Annotated in this window: 17 protein-coding genes; 7 read left to right on the plus strand and 10 right to left on the minus strand. The window is 71.2% G+C overall.

Translation table 11 applies throughout. From position 1 onward, the window contains the following. Together ACWDN5_RS02295 and ACWDN5_RS02300 are read left to right on the plus strand one after the other, a co-directional pair. Entirely contained in the window at nt 1–546 is a 546-nt protein-coding gene (locus tag ACWDN5_RS02295; RefSeq protein ID WP_310967175.1) for a dihydrofolate reductase family protein, read from the plus strand. Continuing rightward, the gene (locus ACWDN5_RS02300) at nt 543–1,649 is read left to right on the plus strand and encodes an epoxide hydrolase family protein (protein ID WP_310967177.1); all 1,107 of its coding nucleotides are present in this window, start codon (nt 543–545) and stop codon (nt 1,647–1,649) included. Before ACWDN5_RS02295 ends, ACWDN5_RS02300 begins: the two co-directional genes overlap by 4 nt. On the opposite strand, the gene ACWDN5_RS02305 is transcribed toward ACWDN5_RS02300, so the two are convergent. The 3 genes from ACWDN5_RS02305 to ACWDN5_RS02315 form a co-directional block, all read right to left on the minus strand. Further along, nucleotides 1,646–2,215: a hypothetical protein gene (locus tag ACWDN5_RS02305; protein ID WP_310967178.1), complete on the minus strand. Its 570-nt coding sequence runs from the start codon at nt 2,213–2,215 to the stop codon at nt 1,646–1,648. The genes ACWDN5_RS02300 and ACWDN5_RS02305 overlap by 4 nt on opposite strands. Before the next feature lie 92 nt (nt 2,216–2,307). Beyond that, the gene (locus ACWDN5_RS02310) at nt 2,308–2,637 is read right to left on the minus strand and encodes a hypothetical protein (protein WP_449673924.1); all 330 of its coding nucleotides are present in this window, start codon (nt 2,635–2,637) and stop codon (nt 2,308–2,310) included. A gap of 1 nt (nt 2,638) precedes the next feature. Further along, a complete protein-coding gene (locus ACWDN5_RS02315; RefSeq protein ID WP_449673925.1) occupies nt 2,639–4,162 on the minus strand; it encodes an AMP-binding protein in 1,524 nt (507 codons plus the stop codon). 61 nt (nt 4,163–4,223) lie between these two features. On the opposite strand from ACWDN5_RS02315, the gene ACWDN5_RS02320 reads away from it, so the two are divergent. After that, nucleotides 4,224–5,051 (plus strand): hypothetical protein, encoded by an 828-nt coding sequence (locus ACWDN5_RS02320; protein ID WP_449673926.1) that lies wholly within the window; start codon nt 4,224–4,226, stop codon nt 5,049–5,051. 63 nt (nt 5,052–5,114) lie between these two features. Beyond that, a complete protein-coding gene (locus tag ACWDN5_RS02325; RefSeq protein ID WP_449673927.1) occupies nt 5,115–5,852 on the plus strand; it encodes a nitroreductase/quinone reductase family protein in 738 nt (245 codons plus the stop codon). Here the strand turns inward: ACWDN5_RS02325 and ACWDN5_RS02330 are convergent, their stop codons facing one another. Genes ACWDN5_RS02330 through ACWDN5_RS02350 form a run of 5 tightly spaced genes read right to left on the minus strand, consistent with a single transcriptional unit; the run spans nt 5,853 to nt 10,506 of the window. Continuing rightward, a complete protein-coding gene (locus tag ACWDN5_RS02330; RefSeq protein WP_449673928.1) occupies nt 5,853–6,698 on the minus strand; it encodes a TIGR03620 family F420-dependent LLM class oxidoreductase in 846 nt (281 codons plus the stop codon). It lies immediately after the preceding gene. 26 nt (nt 6,699–6,724) lie between these two features. Next, nucleotides 6,725–7,414, minus strand: coding sequence for a TetR/AcrR family transcriptional regulator (locus ACWDN5_RS02335; RefSeq protein ID WP_449673929.1), 690 nt, complete (start codon nt 7,412–7,414; stop codon nt 6,725–6,727). A 30-nt stretch (nt 7,415–7,444) separates the two neighbouring features. Continuing rightward, nucleotides 7,445–8,371: a phosphotransferase enzyme family protein gene (locus ACWDN5_RS02340; RefSeq protein ID WP_449673930.1), complete on the minus strand. Its 927-nt coding sequence runs from the start codon at nt 8,369–8,371 to the stop codon at nt 7,445–7,447. An 11-nt stretch (nt 8,372–8,382) separates the two neighbouring features. Beyond that, on the minus strand, nt 8,383–9,564 hold the full coding sequence (locus ACWDN5_RS02345; RefSeq protein WP_310967191.1) for a pyridoxal phosphate-dependent aminotransferase: 1,182 nt from the start codon (nt 9,562–9,564) through the stop codon (nt 8,383–8,385). Nucleotides 9,565–9,597: 33 nt separating this feature from the next. After that, on the minus strand, nt 9,598–10,506 hold the full coding sequence (locus ACWDN5_RS02350) for a hypothetical protein (RefSeq protein WP_449673931.1): 909 nt from the start codon (nt 10,504–10,506) through the stop codon (nt 9,598–9,600). A gap of 211 nt (nt 10,507–10,717) precedes the next feature. On the opposite strand from ACWDN5_RS02350, the gene ACWDN5_RS02355 reads away from it, so the two are divergent. From ACWDN5_RS02355 to ACWDN5_RS02365, 3 genes are all read left to right on the plus strand, one after another. Then, on the plus strand, nt 10,718–11,017 hold the full coding sequence (locus ACWDN5_RS02355; protein ID WP_310967195.1) for a YciI family protein: 300 nt from the start codon (nt 10,718–10,720) through the stop codon (nt 11,015–11,017). A gap of 111 nt (nt 11,018–11,128) precedes the next feature. Further along, the gene (locus tag ACWDN5_RS02360) at nt 11,129–11,698 is read left to right on the plus strand and encodes a dihydropteroate synthase (RefSeq protein WP_449673932.1); all 570 of its coding nucleotides are present in this window, start codon (nt 11,129–11,131) and stop codon (nt 11,696–11,698) included. After that, nucleotides 11,695–12,432 (plus strand): dihydrofolate reductase family protein, encoded by a 738-nt coding sequence (locus tag ACWDN5_RS02365; protein WP_310968459.1) that lies wholly within the window; start codon nt 11,695–11,697, stop codon nt 12,430–12,432. The genes ACWDN5_RS02360 and ACWDN5_RS02365 overlap by 4 nt, the downstream gene beginning before the upstream one ends. A 166-nt stretch (nt 12,433–12,598) precedes the next feature. On the opposite strand, the gene ACWDN5_RS02370 is transcribed toward ACWDN5_RS02365, so the two are convergent. Together ACWDN5_RS02370 and ACWDN5_RS02375 are read right to left on the minus strand one after the other, a co-directional pair. Next, nucleotides 12,599–13,000, minus strand: a complete 402-nt coding sequence (locus ACWDN5_RS02370) for an NUDIX hydrolase (RefSeq protein ID WP_449673933.1) — start codon at nt 12,998–13,000, stop codon at nt 12,599–12,601. Nucleotides 13,001–13,015: 15 nt separating this feature from the next. Continuing rightward, entirely contained in the window at nt 13,016–14,686 is a 1,671-nt protein-coding gene (locus tag ACWDN5_RS02375; RefSeq protein ID WP_449673934.1) for a hypothetical protein, read from the minus strand. Nucleotides 14,687–14,861 lie beyond the last annotated feature (175 nt).

Genomic DNA, 14,861 nt, shown 5'->3' on the forward strand with positions numbered 1-14,861 from the left:
ATGCGCAAGATCGTCGCGAACCTGTTCATCTCCCTCGACGGCGTGGTCGAAGCGCCCGACAAGTGGTCGTTGCGGTACTGGAGCGACGAAATCGGCCAGGCGGTCGGCAGCGGGATGGCCGCCGCGGACGCGATGTTGCTCGGACGCGTCACCTACGAAGGGTTCGCCGAGGCGTGGCCCGGCCGGACCGTCGAGGACGACGAAGGTGCCGAGTTCATGAACAACGTGCGCAAATACGTGCTTTCGTCGACGTTGTCCGAAGTCGGCTGGAACAACTCGACGCTGCTCACCGGCGACCCGGCCGAAGCGGTCCGGACGCTGAAGGCCGGAACCGGCGGCGACATCATGACCAGCGGCAGCCCGACGGCGGTGCGGTGGCTCCTGTCGGAAGGCCTGGTCGACGAGCTGAACCTGCTGCTCTACCCGGTCGTCGTCGGGCGCGGCATGCGGTTGTTCCCCGCGGAGGGGCCGTCGTTCCCGCTGGAGCTGAAGAAATCCGCGACGTTCGGCAACGGTGTCGTGCAGCTGACCTACGTGCCGGCGTGACCACGCCGTTCCGGATCGAGATCCCCGAGGCCGACCTCGACGACCTGCGGGTCAGGCTGCGGCGGACGCGCTGGCCCGAAGCCGAGCCCGTGGCCGGCTGGAGCCAGGGCACGCCGCTGGGCTACCTGCGCCCGCTGTGCGAATACTGGGCGACGGAGTACGACTGGCGCCGCGTCGAAGCCCGGTTCAACCGGTTTCCGCAGTACCGCACCGAAATCGACGGCCTGGGCATCCACTTCCTGCACGTGCGCTCGCCGCGGCCGGACGCGCTCCCGCTGCTCCTCACGCACGGCTGGCCCGGCTCGTTCCTGGAGTTCGGCAAGGTGATCGAGCCGCTTGCGGAGGAGTTCGACCTGGTGATCCCGTCGCTGCCGGGCTACGGCTTCAGCGACAAGCCGTCGGCGCCGGGATGGGGCATCGAGCGGATCGCGGCCGCGTGGGCGGCCCTGATGGCCCGCTTGGGCTACGCCCGCTACGGCGCCCAGGGCGGCGACTGGGGGACGTCGATCACGACGTCACTGGCCCAGCAGGACGCGGCCCACCTGGCGGGCATCCACCTGAACCCGCCGATCGCGGCCCCGGACCCGGCGACGTTCGACGACCTGACGGCGTCCGAGCGGGCCGCGCTGGCCGCGCTGGAGAACGCGCAACGCTGGGAGGACGGGTATTCGGTGCTGCAGTCGACCCGTCCGCAGACGATCGGCTACAGCCTGCTCGACTCCCCGGCCGGCCTGTGCGGCTGGCTGGTGGAGAAGTTCCACGCCTGGTCCGACGGCTTCCCGTTCACCCGCGACGAGCTCCTGGACGACGTGACGCTGTACTGGCTGACGGGCACGGCGGCGTCCTCGGCCCGGCTGTACTGGGAGAGCATCCGCAAGGTCCAGAAGTGGTTCTCCGAGGCGACGGACGACACGGTGGACGTGCCGGTGGGGTGTTCGATCTTCCCCGGGGAGATGCCTCGGCCGTCGCGCCGGTGGGCGGAGAAGCGGTACACCGACATCCGCCACTGGAACGAGCTGGAGCGGGGTGGGCACTTCGCGGCTTACGAGCAGCCGGAGCTGTTCGCCGACGAGGTGCGGACGTTCTTCCGGCTGGTCCGCTAGGCGTTCGGTCCCGGCGGGGCCGGGTCGGGACCGACCAGCCGGCCGATCTGCCACTCGTAGCTTTCCGGCAGGTCCCCGACGGCGATCCCGATGTCCGCCTTCGCGGCCTCGTAGAACCGGCGCCGCGCCTTGCTCACGGCCTCGATGGCTTCGGCCCACGGCAGGTCGGCTTCCGCGCCGGTGGCGATCCGCTGCAACCGGAAGGCGCTCTCGTGCCAGGCCCGTGCGGCCAAGACGGTGCTGCCGGTTCCCAGCAGCAGCACGGTCTCCCACTTGACCGTGCGTTCCTCCTCGGCCGCGGCCAAGGCGGGCAGCCCTTCTTCGGGCGGCAGGGAGTCGATGTCGGGGTGGATGCCGCGATGTGCCGCGATCCGGACCGAAAGAGCGATGACTCGCTTGAGCGCGAAGGCGTAGTCGGCGTAGGCGGTGAGCCGCCGTTCGTCCCAGCGCACCGACTGGGCCCGCCGCCAGCGCCCGCGTTCGGCGGCCGAGGTGGCCGCGAATGACGCCAGCGCGCCGATGACAACTCCGATCAGGGCCGGGAGCTGCTGGAGGAACGTCTGCACGGAAGCTGCCTCTCGTCGTGGCGATCCGGTTCGCTTGCTGGGTCGCCGCGGAGGAGCTCGGCGCTACATCTCCGTCTCGGCGCGCTGGTCCGCTAGCGCCTGAACCCTCCCGGATCGGCCAGGTACCGATCCAGCTCCGGGTCTTCGTGCAGCTCGGTGAACCGGTCCTCCACCCCGTGCCCCAGCTCCTCGCGCAACCGGCCCAGGACCGCATGCACGTCGGCGTTGAAGCGGGCGCACCGCGCCTCCCGCCACGGTCCGGGGTCCGGCGGGTAGTCCCAGTTCACCGACTCGTCGTACTGCTCGACCAGGCTGTCCACCGAGGCCCGCAACGAGGCGCTGATCGGCAGCTCGTCGAGATCCGCCGGTCCGGCGTCGTCCCACAGCGCCGCGCCCGAGCCCGGGTCGAAGAAGAACCGCACCTCAGTTGACCTGCCGCGACTGGCCCTGCCAGAACGGCTCCCGCAGCTTGAACTTCTGGATCTTCCCGGTCGCCGTCCGGGGCAGCGCGTCCAGGAACTCGATCCGCTTCGGGCACTTGTACCCGGCCAGGTACTCCCGGCAGTGCCGGATCAGCTCCTCCGCCGTGACCGAACCCTCCACCACGACCAGCGCCGTCACCAGCTCGCCCCACTTCTCGTCCGGGATGCCGATCACCGCGGCCTCGCGGATCGCCGGGTGCGAGTTGAGCGCGTCCTCCACCTCGATCGACGACACGTTCTCGCCGCCCGAGATGATCACGTCCTTCTTGCGGTCCGCGATCGTCAGGTAACCCTCGGAGAACGTTCCGCCGTCGCCGGTGTGGAACCAGCCGCCGTCGGTGACCCGTGCGGTCTCCGAAGGGTTCTCCCAGTAGCCGTGGAGGTTGTGGTTCGACTGGGCGAGCACCTCGCCGTCGCCGTCCACCGCGATCCGGACGCCGAGCGCCGGCGTGCCCGCGCGGCCCAGCCGCCGCGCCTGCTCGTGCGGGTCGAGGTCCGCCCACTCGCTGCGCATCCGGTTGACCGTCAGCAGCGGCGCGGTCTCGGTGAGCCCGTAGATCTGGATGAACTCCCAGCCCAGCTCGGCCCGGACGCGCTCGATCGTGCGCGTCGGCGGCGGCGCGCCGGCCACCACGATCCGGACGCGGTCGCGGCCGGGGATCTCGCCGTCCCAGGCCGCGGCGCCGTCCAGGGCCGCCGTGACCACCGCGGGCGCCGCGCACAGGATCGTCACGCCGTGTTCGTCGATGCGCCTCAGGATTTCGGTGCCGTCGACCTTCCGCAGCACGATGTGCCGCCCGCCGAGGCCGGTCACCGCGTACGGCATGCCCCAGCCGTTGCAGTGGAACATCGGCAGCGTGTGCAGCAGGACGTCGTTGTCGCTCAACGTGGTGTGCAGGCCGAACACCGCGGCGTTCAGCCAGATGTTGCGGTGGGTGAGCTGCACGCCCTTCGGCCGGGCGGTCGTCCCCGACGTGTAGTTGAGGGTCGCGGTGGCCGACTCGTCGCCGTCCCAGGGCCGGGGCGTTCCGTCGCCGCCCCAGATGGCGTCGTCGTCGCGGCCCAGGACGAACACGTGCTTCGCCGTCACCGTGCCGAGCAGGTGCTCGAGCTCCGGGTCGACGATCAGCACCTCCGCCCCGGAGTGCTCCACTATGTACTTGACCTCGGCGGGAGCCAGCCGGAAGTTGACCGGCACCAGGATCCGGCCCCAGCCGGACACGCCGAAGAACGACACGAGCAGCCGCGCGGCGTTGTGCGACACCATCGCGACGCGCCCGCCGGCCGGCACGCCCAGCGCGTCGAGGTTGGCGGCCTGCGCGCGGGCCCGGCGCGCCACCTCGCGGTAGGTGAGCGAACCCCAGCTCGGCGCCGGCTGGTCCGGCTCGTCGACCACGGCGACGCGGTCCGGGTACACCGTTTCCGCGCGGTCGAGGAAGTCCCGGACACCCAGATCGAAGAACATCCCCCGATGATGACTCCTCACCGGGTGCCCGCACCAGTCCGATGTGGTTCGCTGGACCACGATGGACTTCGACACGGTGGCCGGCGAGCTCTACGGGGGCGACCTCGCGGAGTTCGTCAGCGCGCGCAACGCGGCGGCGAAGGCGGCGAAGGCCGAGGGAGACGCCGAGCTCGCGAAGCGGATCCAGCAGCTGCGCAAGCCGACCACGGCCGCGGCGATCGTCAACGGCCTGGCCCGGGACGATTCCGATCAGCTGCGTGAACTCGCCGAGCTCGGTGCCGAACTGAGGGATGCGCACACCCGCCTGGCCGGCGACGAGCTGCGCGCGCTGACCCGGCGCCGCGGCGAGCTGGTGCGGCGGATCCTCCACGAGCTGCCGTCGATGAGCGACACCGTCTCCCGCGAGGTGGAGTCGACCTTGGAGGCCGTCGCGGCCGAGCCGGACACCGCCGCGCTGGCGCTCGCCGGGCGGCTGACGTCGGTTGCGCACCAGGACACCGACCAGTGGTTCAGCCTCGCCGCGAGCGTCCCGCCCGTCACCGGGAAGCGCCCGGCGAAGCTGGTGGACAAGGCCGAACCGGCCAAGCCGAAGCGCGACCACCGGCGTGAAGAAGAGGAGCGGGCCCGGGCGCGGGCGGAACGCGAGCGCCTGCGCAAGGAAGCCGCCGAGCGGGACAAGGAACGCGCGACCGCCGAGCGCGACCTGGTCCGCACCGAACGCGCGGCCGAGCAGGCCACCGCCCGCGTCGACGACCTGCGCGAGCGCCTGGCCGAAGCCGAGGAACGCGCCGAGCGGGCGACGGCGGAGTTCGAGACCGCGAAAGCGGCCTTCGACGAAGCCGACAAGGCCGCCACCGCCGCCCGGAAAGCCGCTGACGCCGCCCGCTGAGCGAGGCCCGATCTATGCGGTTGAGGGATGTCCGGCTGCCGGGCCGGTCGGTAACGTGCGATCGTGCCCCGTTCGATCATGCTCACCACGACCGGCGCCCGGACGGGCCGGAAGCACCGCGTTCCGTTGGGCGCCTTGGACATCGACGGCCGGCTGGTCGTCGTCGCCTCGGCGATGGGTGCGCCGAAACACCCGGCCTGGTACCACAACATCCGGCGCAACCCGCTGGTGCTGGTGGAAACGGGCACCGAGTCGTACGAGGCGATGGCGGCGCTCCCGCCGGACCGCGACCGGCTGTTCGCCGAGGTGCTCGAGCGGGAGCCGGGGTTCGCGGACTACCAGGCGCGAACGACCCGGATCCTGCCCGTCGTCGAGCTGCACCGGTTCGACACCGCGCGGCGCATGGGCGACTGGCTCGTCGAGATGCACGACTGGCTGCGCGGTGAGCTGAAGGAAATGCGCGCCGAGCTGGACTGCGGCATCCCGCGGCAGCTGCGCACGCGGTGCGCCGGCTTCTGCACGGCCCTCGGCCGGCACCACACCGGGGAGGCCACGAACATCTTCCCGCTGCTGGCCGAGCGGTTCCCGGCCCTCAAGCCCACGCTGGCGAAGCTCGACGAAGAGCACGTCGTCGTGGGCCGGCTGCAGGAGGAGATCGAGCGGCTCGCCGAGACGGAAACCGACCCGGCCCGGCTGCGCGCGGAGTTCGACCGGCTCCAGTCCGCATTGGACAGTCACTTCGCCTACGAGGAGCGCACGCTCGTCACCGCGCTGAACGTCCTGCTGCCCGCGCCCGGCTGATCAGAGCAGCACCTCGGCCAGCCGGCGCTGGTTCGCCAGCTCCACCTCGGGGGAGGGGCCGAGCACCTGCACCGCCACGTGGTCGGCGCCGGCGTCCACATGGGACAGCAGCCCCTTGGCGACGGTCTCCGGTGTCCCGTGCAGGACGAGGTCGTCGATCAGCTGGTCACTGCCGCCGGCGACGTCGGCCTCGGTGTACCCGTGGCGCAGCAGGTTGTTCACGTAGTTGCTGAGGCCGAGGTAGGGAGTCTGGACGTACGGCCGTCCGATGGCGCGCGCCGCCACGCTGTCCTCGTCCAGGACCACCTTGTGCTCCGGTGCCAGCAGCTTGCCCGCGCCCAGGATCGCCCGCGCGTGCCGGGTGTGCGCGACCGGCACGAGGTAGGGGTGTGCGCCCGCGGTGCGCTCGGCGGCCAGCTTCAGCACGCGGTCGCCGAGCGCGGCGAGCACCCGGGCCTCGGCCGGGACGCCGGCCGCGTCGAGCCGGTCGAGGTAGTCGACGATCTTGGCGTACGGGCTGCGGTACCCGGTGACCGACTCGGGGTGGCCGACGCCGATGCCGAGCAGCAAGCGCTTTCCGTACCGGCCCGCGAGCCGGTGGTAGGACTCGGCGAGCGTCTCCGGCTCGTCGACCCACACGTTGACGATCGCCGTCGCCACGGTGATCCGCTCGGTGGCGGCCAGGACGTCCTCGACGAGCGCGAGGTCGCCGACCGAGTCGCGGCCGGTGCCCAGCCAGACCGCGCCGTACCCCAGTGCGTCCGCCGCGATCGCCTGTTCCTTGCGGGCGACGTCGTCGCGGTGCGGGGCCAGGAACACGCCGAACCTGCTCGATACATTTGTCATATCGAGCAATGTAGCAAATGTAGCGCTCAGGGCGCCAGCCGGTGGAGCCACTCGCGCAGCATCTGGCGCTCGGTGGTGGTCAGGGCGTCCGTGTCGTCCTGGAGCGCGGTCGACAAAGCGACAGCCAGCGCGCTGACGGACGAGCTTTGGGCGGGCCGATCGGCGAGCAGCCCGGCCAGGACGGACTCCCTGACCTGCGCGGACATCGCCAGGTCCCGGCTTTCCTCGGGCTGGGCGATCAAGCTGAGCGTCACGCCGCTGTTCGCCGCCGCGAACTGCCGCGCGGCCTCCGCCGCGTCGACGCGCAGGCGGCCGTCGCGCGCCAACGGCGTGAAGAGCTCCAGCAGCATCGCTTCGGCGCTGGAGGTGAGGTTGCACGGGACGCCCGGCTCGATCTGGCCGTAGAGCAGCACGTAGAACGCCGGGTGCTCCAAGCCGTACTCGACGTGCCTGTCCCAGCCCGCGCGGATCCGCTCCACCGGGTCGCCGCCCGGTTCCGGTGCCTGGACGTACTGGGTGAAGCCGTAGTTGACGACCGCGTCGAGCAGGCCCTGCTTGCTGCCGAAGTGGTGGTACAGCGTGGGGGCCTGGACGCCGGCGCGCTCGCAGATCGCCCGCGTCGACACCGGCCCGTCGCCGGCTTCGTGCAGGAGCTGGCCGGCGGCCATGAGCAGGCGGTCGCGGGTACTGGTGGCGTTGCTCGATCGTCCGGCCATGTAGCAATTGTAACGACGGTCTGTAACGGGTCAGCGCAGGCGGAGCTGGACCCGCCGGAGCCCGGCGAAGGCGGCCAGCACGCCCCCGTCCGTCGTGGCGGCGGCCGGGCGGACCGACCGGTAGCCGTCCAGGAGAGCCTCCTTCAGCTCTTCGCGGTGGGGCAGGTGCGCGAGGGCGGCGCAGGCGACGGCGAGGTCGTAGGCGTAGTGCCCGTACCCGCAGTCGTCGAAGTCGATCACGTGCACGCGGCCGCGGTGCAGCAGGTAGTTCTCCTGGTGCAGGTCGCCGTGCACCAGGCCGAAGACGTCGGAGCCGTAGCCCAGCTCGGTCCGCACCGCGCGGACGCGGGCCACCGCCTTGCGGATCCGCTCGTCGCCGCCGGCCGCCGCGACGGCCCGGTCGACGACCGCCGCGGAGAAGCCGTCCACCTGAGTGCGGCCGAAGTCGGTCAGGTCGTCGACGCGGCGGCGGTCGAGGCCGTTCATCCGGGTGCCGTGCAGGTGCAGCCGCGCGGTGAACTCGCCGACGGCGTACAGCTGCGGCGCGCTGAGCCGCTCGTCGAGGAACCGGCCCTCGACCCAGTGGGTGAGCACGCAGGTGCGTGGTTCGGGTACGGCCGGGTCGGCGACCACGGTGATCAGGTCCCGCGCGCGCGTCGGCACCGGCTGCGGGACGACGAGGCCGGTCTCGCGGCGCAGCGTGGTCAGCCAGGCCATCTCGGCCCGGACCTGGGAGACGCCGGGGCCGTCCGGCCGCTGCACCCGCAGCACGTACCGGTGGCCGTCGGCGCCGTCGACGCGGAACGTCGTGTTGTGCCCGTGGGCCAGCGGGGTCAGGCGGGCCACCGGCACGGCGTAGGCCGTCAGCGCCGCTTCCGCGAGCCGTCGCAGGCGCCGGGTGCGGCCGGCGCGGTCGAGCTCGGCGAACGGCCGGGTGTTCGCCTGGAAGTCGGCCATCGCCCAGGTGCTCAGCTGATCGACCGTTCCGGCTCGCGCGAGTGGGAGACCAGCTCGATGGTCGGCGTCGTGTGCCGCCCGCCGCCGAGCCGCTCCACGCCGCGCAGTCCCTCGGCCAGCCGTTCGACCTCGGTGTCCGGCCGCACCCCGAAGCGCATGAACTGGCTGGTCATGCCGATCTTGTTGCCGCACTGGCGCACCAGCAGGTGGTGCTCGGTGAGCAGGTAGTCGCACAGCTCGGCGCCGTCGACCGACGCGGGCAGCTTGACGAGCAGGAAGTTCGCCTGCGACGGGAACACCGTCAGCTCCGGGAACTGCCCGAGCTGCGAATGCATCATGAACCGGTCGAGCGCGAGCTTCTTGAGGCTGTCCTCGTACTCCGCGCGGTGCTCGGCGAGCATGAAGATCACGGTCTCGGCGAGCGAGTTCAGGTTCCACTTCGGCAGCGCGGCCGACAGCTTGCGCGTCAACGCCGGGTTCGAGACCTGGTAGCCGAACCGGATGCCGTGCAGCCCGAAGTTCTTGCCGAGGCTCTTCAGCACGATCACGTTCGGCCGGACGACGGCTTCGGCGGCCACCGACGGGTTCCGCTCGACCTCGACGAAGTCGATGAAGGACTCGTCGATCACCACCAGGTCGAGGTCTTCGAGGGCGTCCATGAACCGGATCACCTCGCGGCGCGGCAGGTACCCGCCGTCGGGGTTGTTCGGGTTGCACAGCACCGCGACCCGGGAGCCGCGGCGCTTGATGAAGTCGATGTACTCGTCCACCCGCAGCTCGAAGCCGTCCGCTTCCTTGAGCAGGAACATGTCGACGCGCTTGCCGGTCTCCATCGGCTGGTCGGTCCAGCGGCCGAAGGTCGGGATCGGCACGGCGACGCTGGAATCGACCAGCAGCTGGTCGATCCAGGTGATCAGCTCGGTCGAGCCGTTGGCCGGTGAGATCGTCGACGGGTTGAGCCGCAGGACGCTCGCCAGCTGGGCGGTGATCGCGCCGGCGTCGCTCGGGTAGAACTTGAGGATCGTGCGGAGGTTGCGTTCGAGCTCGCCGAACATCTCGTCGGTCGGGAAGTACGGGTTGCAGGGGATGCAGAAGTCCGCGAGGTCGTCCGCGTGCTGGCCCATCGCCCTGGCCACGGAGAAGAACGACGGGCTGTGGGCCTTGTTCTGCTGGAAAAGGCCGTGGGGGGTCATACCGTGCCGCACGCGTGTTCTCCGTCCGCCGCTTTACCGGCCCCTTGCCTTCCCGTTGAGGACACGTACGAATCGGACGGCCGGTTCAATGCCGGACAACGCGTGGATTCCGGTGCCCGCCAGCACCGCCGCGGCCAGCGCGGACAGGAGCATGAGCGGCAACGGCGCGGACAGCGGGTCGATGCCGGTGAAGGACTCGACGCCGATCACGGCGGTGAGCACGGCGTCGGCGGCGACGGCGATCTTCACGACGCGCAGCCGGTGGGCTTCCGGGTGGGGCGTGAAGCGCAGGATCCAGGCCAATGCGGGCAGCACCAGGATCGCGTGCATGGCGACCGCGTGCAGCGGCTTGAGCGAGCCGGCGGTGGTGTAGGCCAGCTGCGGGTCGCCGCCGCGGGCCGCGACGACCCCGCGGCCGATCATCACCGCCCCGGTGGCCAGCGCGACCAGCAGCACGACCAGGCCGGCGCGGACGGCCAGGCGCAGGCTCGGCGCGGCCGGGCCGGGTTCCACGAGCGCGGCGGCGGTGAAGCCGATGACCGTCAGGACGAGCACGCCACCACCCGCGGCCAGTGTCATCGAAACGGTGCTGTCGAACGAGGTCTCGAAGTTGAAGTGCGACGGCACCCCGCGCCACGCCTGCATGCTGACCAGGGCGACCTCGGCGACGCTCGCCGCGGTGAACGCACCGAGCAGGAGGTTGCGCACCCCGGGGCGCACGGTGAGGAACGAGGTCGCCCAGGCGACCGAGGCGAGCGTCAGCCCGAACGAGAGGCCGAACGTGACGGCCTTGCGCATCGACAGCGGGCCCAGCCACGAGCCGCCGGTGGCGATGAGGACGAGAGCGTGCACGACGCCGCCGAGGAACAGCGCCGCGCCGACGGCGTAGGCGATCCGCTCGGCGCGGCGGCCGTCGTACCGGATGCGGGTCAGTGGGTTCATGCTGCCGAGTCTCGCTTGGCCGCCCGGTCGCCGCGTCGGCCCGGCGGCGACACCCCGACGTACGACGACGTGCGTACGGAAATCGGTGAGTGTGTCGAAAAAGGGTCGGTAAAGGAATTCCAATCTTCTTGACGGAATATTGACGGCGGACGTGCCGGGCGCCACTCGCCAGGCGGATGCGATGTCGGCAAAGGCGTTCTATCCTGCGAACATGTACATCGCATTGCTGACCTATACAGCGCCCGAAACAGAAGTCGACTACGCGCTTCCGGACCATTCGGACTGGGTGCGCAAACAATTCACGAAAGGACTCTTCCTGGTTTGCGGAAAGGGCAACGGCTCGGCCGACCACGTGATCCTGGTCCGCTCGGTGCTGCGCGGCAAGCTCGACGCCGTGCTGGCCAGTGACCCGTTCGTGGTCCAGCGGCTCGCCCGGTACGACGTCATCGAGTTCACCGCCACGCGCACCGCTCAGGAGCTGCTGGCGATCAACGAGGCCATCGCCTCCTGAGGAGCCGTCAAGTCGGGTGGCCCGGCGACGAAGCCCCGCCACCTGACGGCGAAGAACACTCACCCGCTGGTCGCTTATGATCGCGAAGGACGTCCAGCCAGGGAGAGTGCGATGAAAACCCCCGACCTCGTCTTCCGGGGCCGCCGGTTGAGCAGTGACCGCGCGCTGGTGCTGGCCGCGGTCGAGGCGCTCCCCGCGGCCCGCGCCGCTGTTGCCGACGGCGCCGATCTCGTGGGTTTCCCCGGTTCCGCGTCCCTCGTCGAGCAGGCGCGTCAGAGTTTTCCCGGCCTCGTCATCGGGGTCCACGCCGCGGACCCGTCGGTCGCCGCGGCCTGCTGCGAAGCGGGCGCCGACCTGATCCTGACGCGCGCGGACCTGGCCGAGGTCGCGGCCCGGTACGACGCCGGTTACGCCGCCCCTGCTGTTCCCGCTGTGCCTGGTCTGTCCGTTGTGCTGGACATCGGGGAGTTCCACGCGCCGCTGCCTTCCGCGGACGTGCCCGTGCTGGCTTCGGTGCCCGGCGACGGAACACCCGCGGGGCTGGCGCTGGCGGCCCTCGCGGCCTCGGCGGGGGTGGCGATCATCCGCACGAAGCACGTCCGCCAGGTGCGTCACGTGGCGGAGATGGCGGCGAGCATCGCGGGCACCCGCCCGCCGGCGAAGGCGGTCCGATGGGAGTGATCCGCCAGATCTGGCCGTCCCCGCGCGACCTGGCCGAGGGCGATCTCGAGCAGCTGTACCGCTACCCGGCGAACCCTCGCTGGCTGGCGGTGAACTTCGTGTCGAGCACGGACGGTGCGATCGCGGTCGAGGGCCGGTCCGGGGCGCTGTCGACCCCGGCGGACCGGGTGGTCTACCGCCTCGGCAACGACCTGGCCGACGTGGTTCTGGTGGGCGCGGGGACGGCGATGGCGGAGGGCTTCGAGGGAATGCGCCCCGACGCCGCCACGGCGGACCGCCGCCGCCGGTTCGGCCTGGCCCCGATCGCCCCGGTGGCGGTGGTGACCACGGGCCGTTCCCTGCCGCCGGACGCCCCGGTGATCACGAAGGCGGCGGTGCCGACGCTGGTCTTCACCTCCTCGGCGGCGCCGGTCGCGTTGCGCGACGCCTGGACGGCTCACGGCGCCAGGGTGTTCGTGGTGGGGGAGCAGGAGGTTTCGGCCTCGCGGGTGGTGTCGACCCTGGTGGCGGAAGGCTTGGGCCGCATCGATTGTGAAGGCGGGCCCCGGTTGTTCGGGTCGTTGATCGAGGCGGGGCTGGTCGACGAGTTCCGGTTGACGGTGGCGCCGTTCCTGGTGGCGGGGACGGCGAGCCGGGCGTCCGTCGGGGTGCCGGTCGACCCGGCGGAGCTGGAGCTGGCGTCGGTGCTCACGGACGGCGCCAGCGTGCTGCTGCGGTACCTCGCACCGCGGTAGTTTTGTCGATGCCCTGGGGGGCAACGGAAACTGCTGTCAGGCCCGCTCTTGAGTTCACCCGTTCCAGCGATGACGTTCGCACACGTGTTCGGATAAAGTCGAAGACATGACCGCGAACCGAAGACCCCGGCAGCACCGCGATCCGTTGCTGCACAAGCGAAATGTCCTACCGATCGAGCAGTCGCCGGAAATGGTCCGGCAGCAACAGTTCCCGCGCCTCCGCCCGCGTCAGCCACGCGAAGTCGTCGTGCTCCTCGGGGTTGAGCGTGACTTCGCGGGCGCCCTCTTCTTCCACCGTGTAAACGAAAGCGTGGATGCGCAAGGCCCGCCCCGCCACATCCGGCCACGCGTCGCGCGCGAGCTCGCCGGTGACGCGGACAGTCAGCCCGGTCTCCTCCGCCGCTTCGCGCGTCGCTGTGTCTTCGAGGCGCTCGCCTGGTTCTGCCGTGCCGCCGGGCAATTCCCACCGGCCCGCGAGGAAGACGCCGGGCCCGCGGCGGAGGAACAGCACCCGGTCGCCGCGGGCGATCCAGCAGTAGGCCAGGTGCTTGTGCGCGATCTCCGTCATGCGCGCGATTCTCGCTCAGTTGGTCTTCGACGTCGGCAGGTGGGCGCCGAGGTACCCGACGTAGACGATGCCCGTGCCGTCGGTGTCGTCGAGGAAGTGCAGGCGCGGGGCCGGGGATTTGAAGCGCTCCAAGGCGATGTGGGCGCCGAAGTAGTCGCGGCCGGCGGGGTTCGTCCGGGGATCGACGCGGAACGTGCGGGCCTGGCGGAGCCGTTCGTTCGTCGTCACCGTGTCCGACTCGGCCAGGGCGATGATGTTCGCGCTGATCAGCGAACCCGGCTGGCCAGTGCGGGCGAAGGCGAGCACGTCCGACAGTTCGGGGCCCGGATCCTGGCCTGCGCCGAGCAGGGACGTCCGGGCGCCCGCGTAGGCGTCGAGGGTGCGGAGGGCGTCCCACGCCTTGCGGCGCCAGGCGGCGGCTTTGGGGTGGTGGTCGAGGATCGCCGCCGGCGCCGGTTCGGCCGTGATGGCGAGGTGCTTGAGCGAAGCGCTCGCGGCGCCGATCAGCTCGGCGAAGCTGGGAAAGTCCTCCGGCGGGCGTTCGGCGGCGGCGACCTCGTCGTCGGCGTCGTGGTGGCGTGCGAGCCGGCCGGCCAGCAGGCCGTTGACGCGTCTGAGTTCGTCGCGCTCGGTCTCCGTCTCCTCGAACGCCCGCGCGTAGTCGTCCACCTCCGCCTGCAGCTGCGCGAGCTGGTCGCGCAGGCAGGCGACGTCGGTGGCGCAGGCGTCCTCGAGGCGGCGGCGGAGCGTCTTCACCTCGCAGGCGTGCCGGTCTCGTTCTTCGGCGTGGGCTTTGGCTTTCTTCCGCAGGATCGTGATCACGCCCCGCGCCTCGGCCAGCTCCCGCTCGGCGCGGCCGAGCTTCTCGACCAGTTCGGCGTCGGGCTCGCGGTCCGGCGAGGCGAACGGATCGGCCTCGTACCAAGCCCGCACGCTCGGCACGTCCGCCCACTCCTCGGGCAGGGGCGTCCGGCCGCGGGTCTGGATGAGCCGGGTGATCGCACCCTCCAGAGCCTCGCCGGACACCGGGCTCTCACTGAAGACGAAGTCCGGCAGCTGGTCGCACGGCGGCACGTAGAGCCGAGCGCCCTGCGGCAGCGCGCACCCGAGCGGCAGGTGCCGGTTGAGGGTGTGGCGGAACCGATCGTCGACGTCGAAGACGTTGACCAGCCCGGGCCACCCCTCCACCGGAACCGTCGGCGGCTCGGTGAGCACCAGCACGGCCGAAGAGCGCCAGGGCGCCGCCAGCGCCTCACCGAGCAGGTCGGCGAGGTGATCGCATTCCTTGCGCGACCACCCGCGCATCGCCAGCACCGGCGTCTCGATCGGGATTTCGTCGCTGCCGCTGGCGCCCAGCTCCTCCAACCCGATCCGCCAGGCGGGAGCGTCATGGCAGCTGCGCCAGGGCCGCGTGCACGCCGCGCTCAGCAACCAGGTAACCCGATCCTCGCCGGCGCGGTAGCAGAGCGAAAGCAATACCTGAACGGAGTAGCGGCCTTCGCCGCCCTCGTACGCGAACTGGAGATCGCACCGCCGCGAACCACCGTCATCGGACGACCCGAGATCGATCACCGTGTAGTCGTCCTGCTGCCGCTGGCGGCTGATCAGCCTGCTGCGCAAGGCGTCCAGGGGGCGTTTCCCCTCGGTGGGGACCAGTCCGTGGTGCCAGATCCGGTGCACCCCCACAGGACTCAACTCCGTTCGCCGGAAACAGGACCTCCGCCGAACATAGCGGATCCTGTGACCAACCGAACGCGGGGCGTCACCCCACCCCCACCGGCGCCACTTACCACGCTCCAGAACCGCCAGCGCCGACCCGCGTGCCCCGCTCCAGCGCCGCCGACCCCGGCCCGCCCCGCTG

This window comes from Amycolatopsis sp. NPDC003731, from assembly GCF_053586895.1.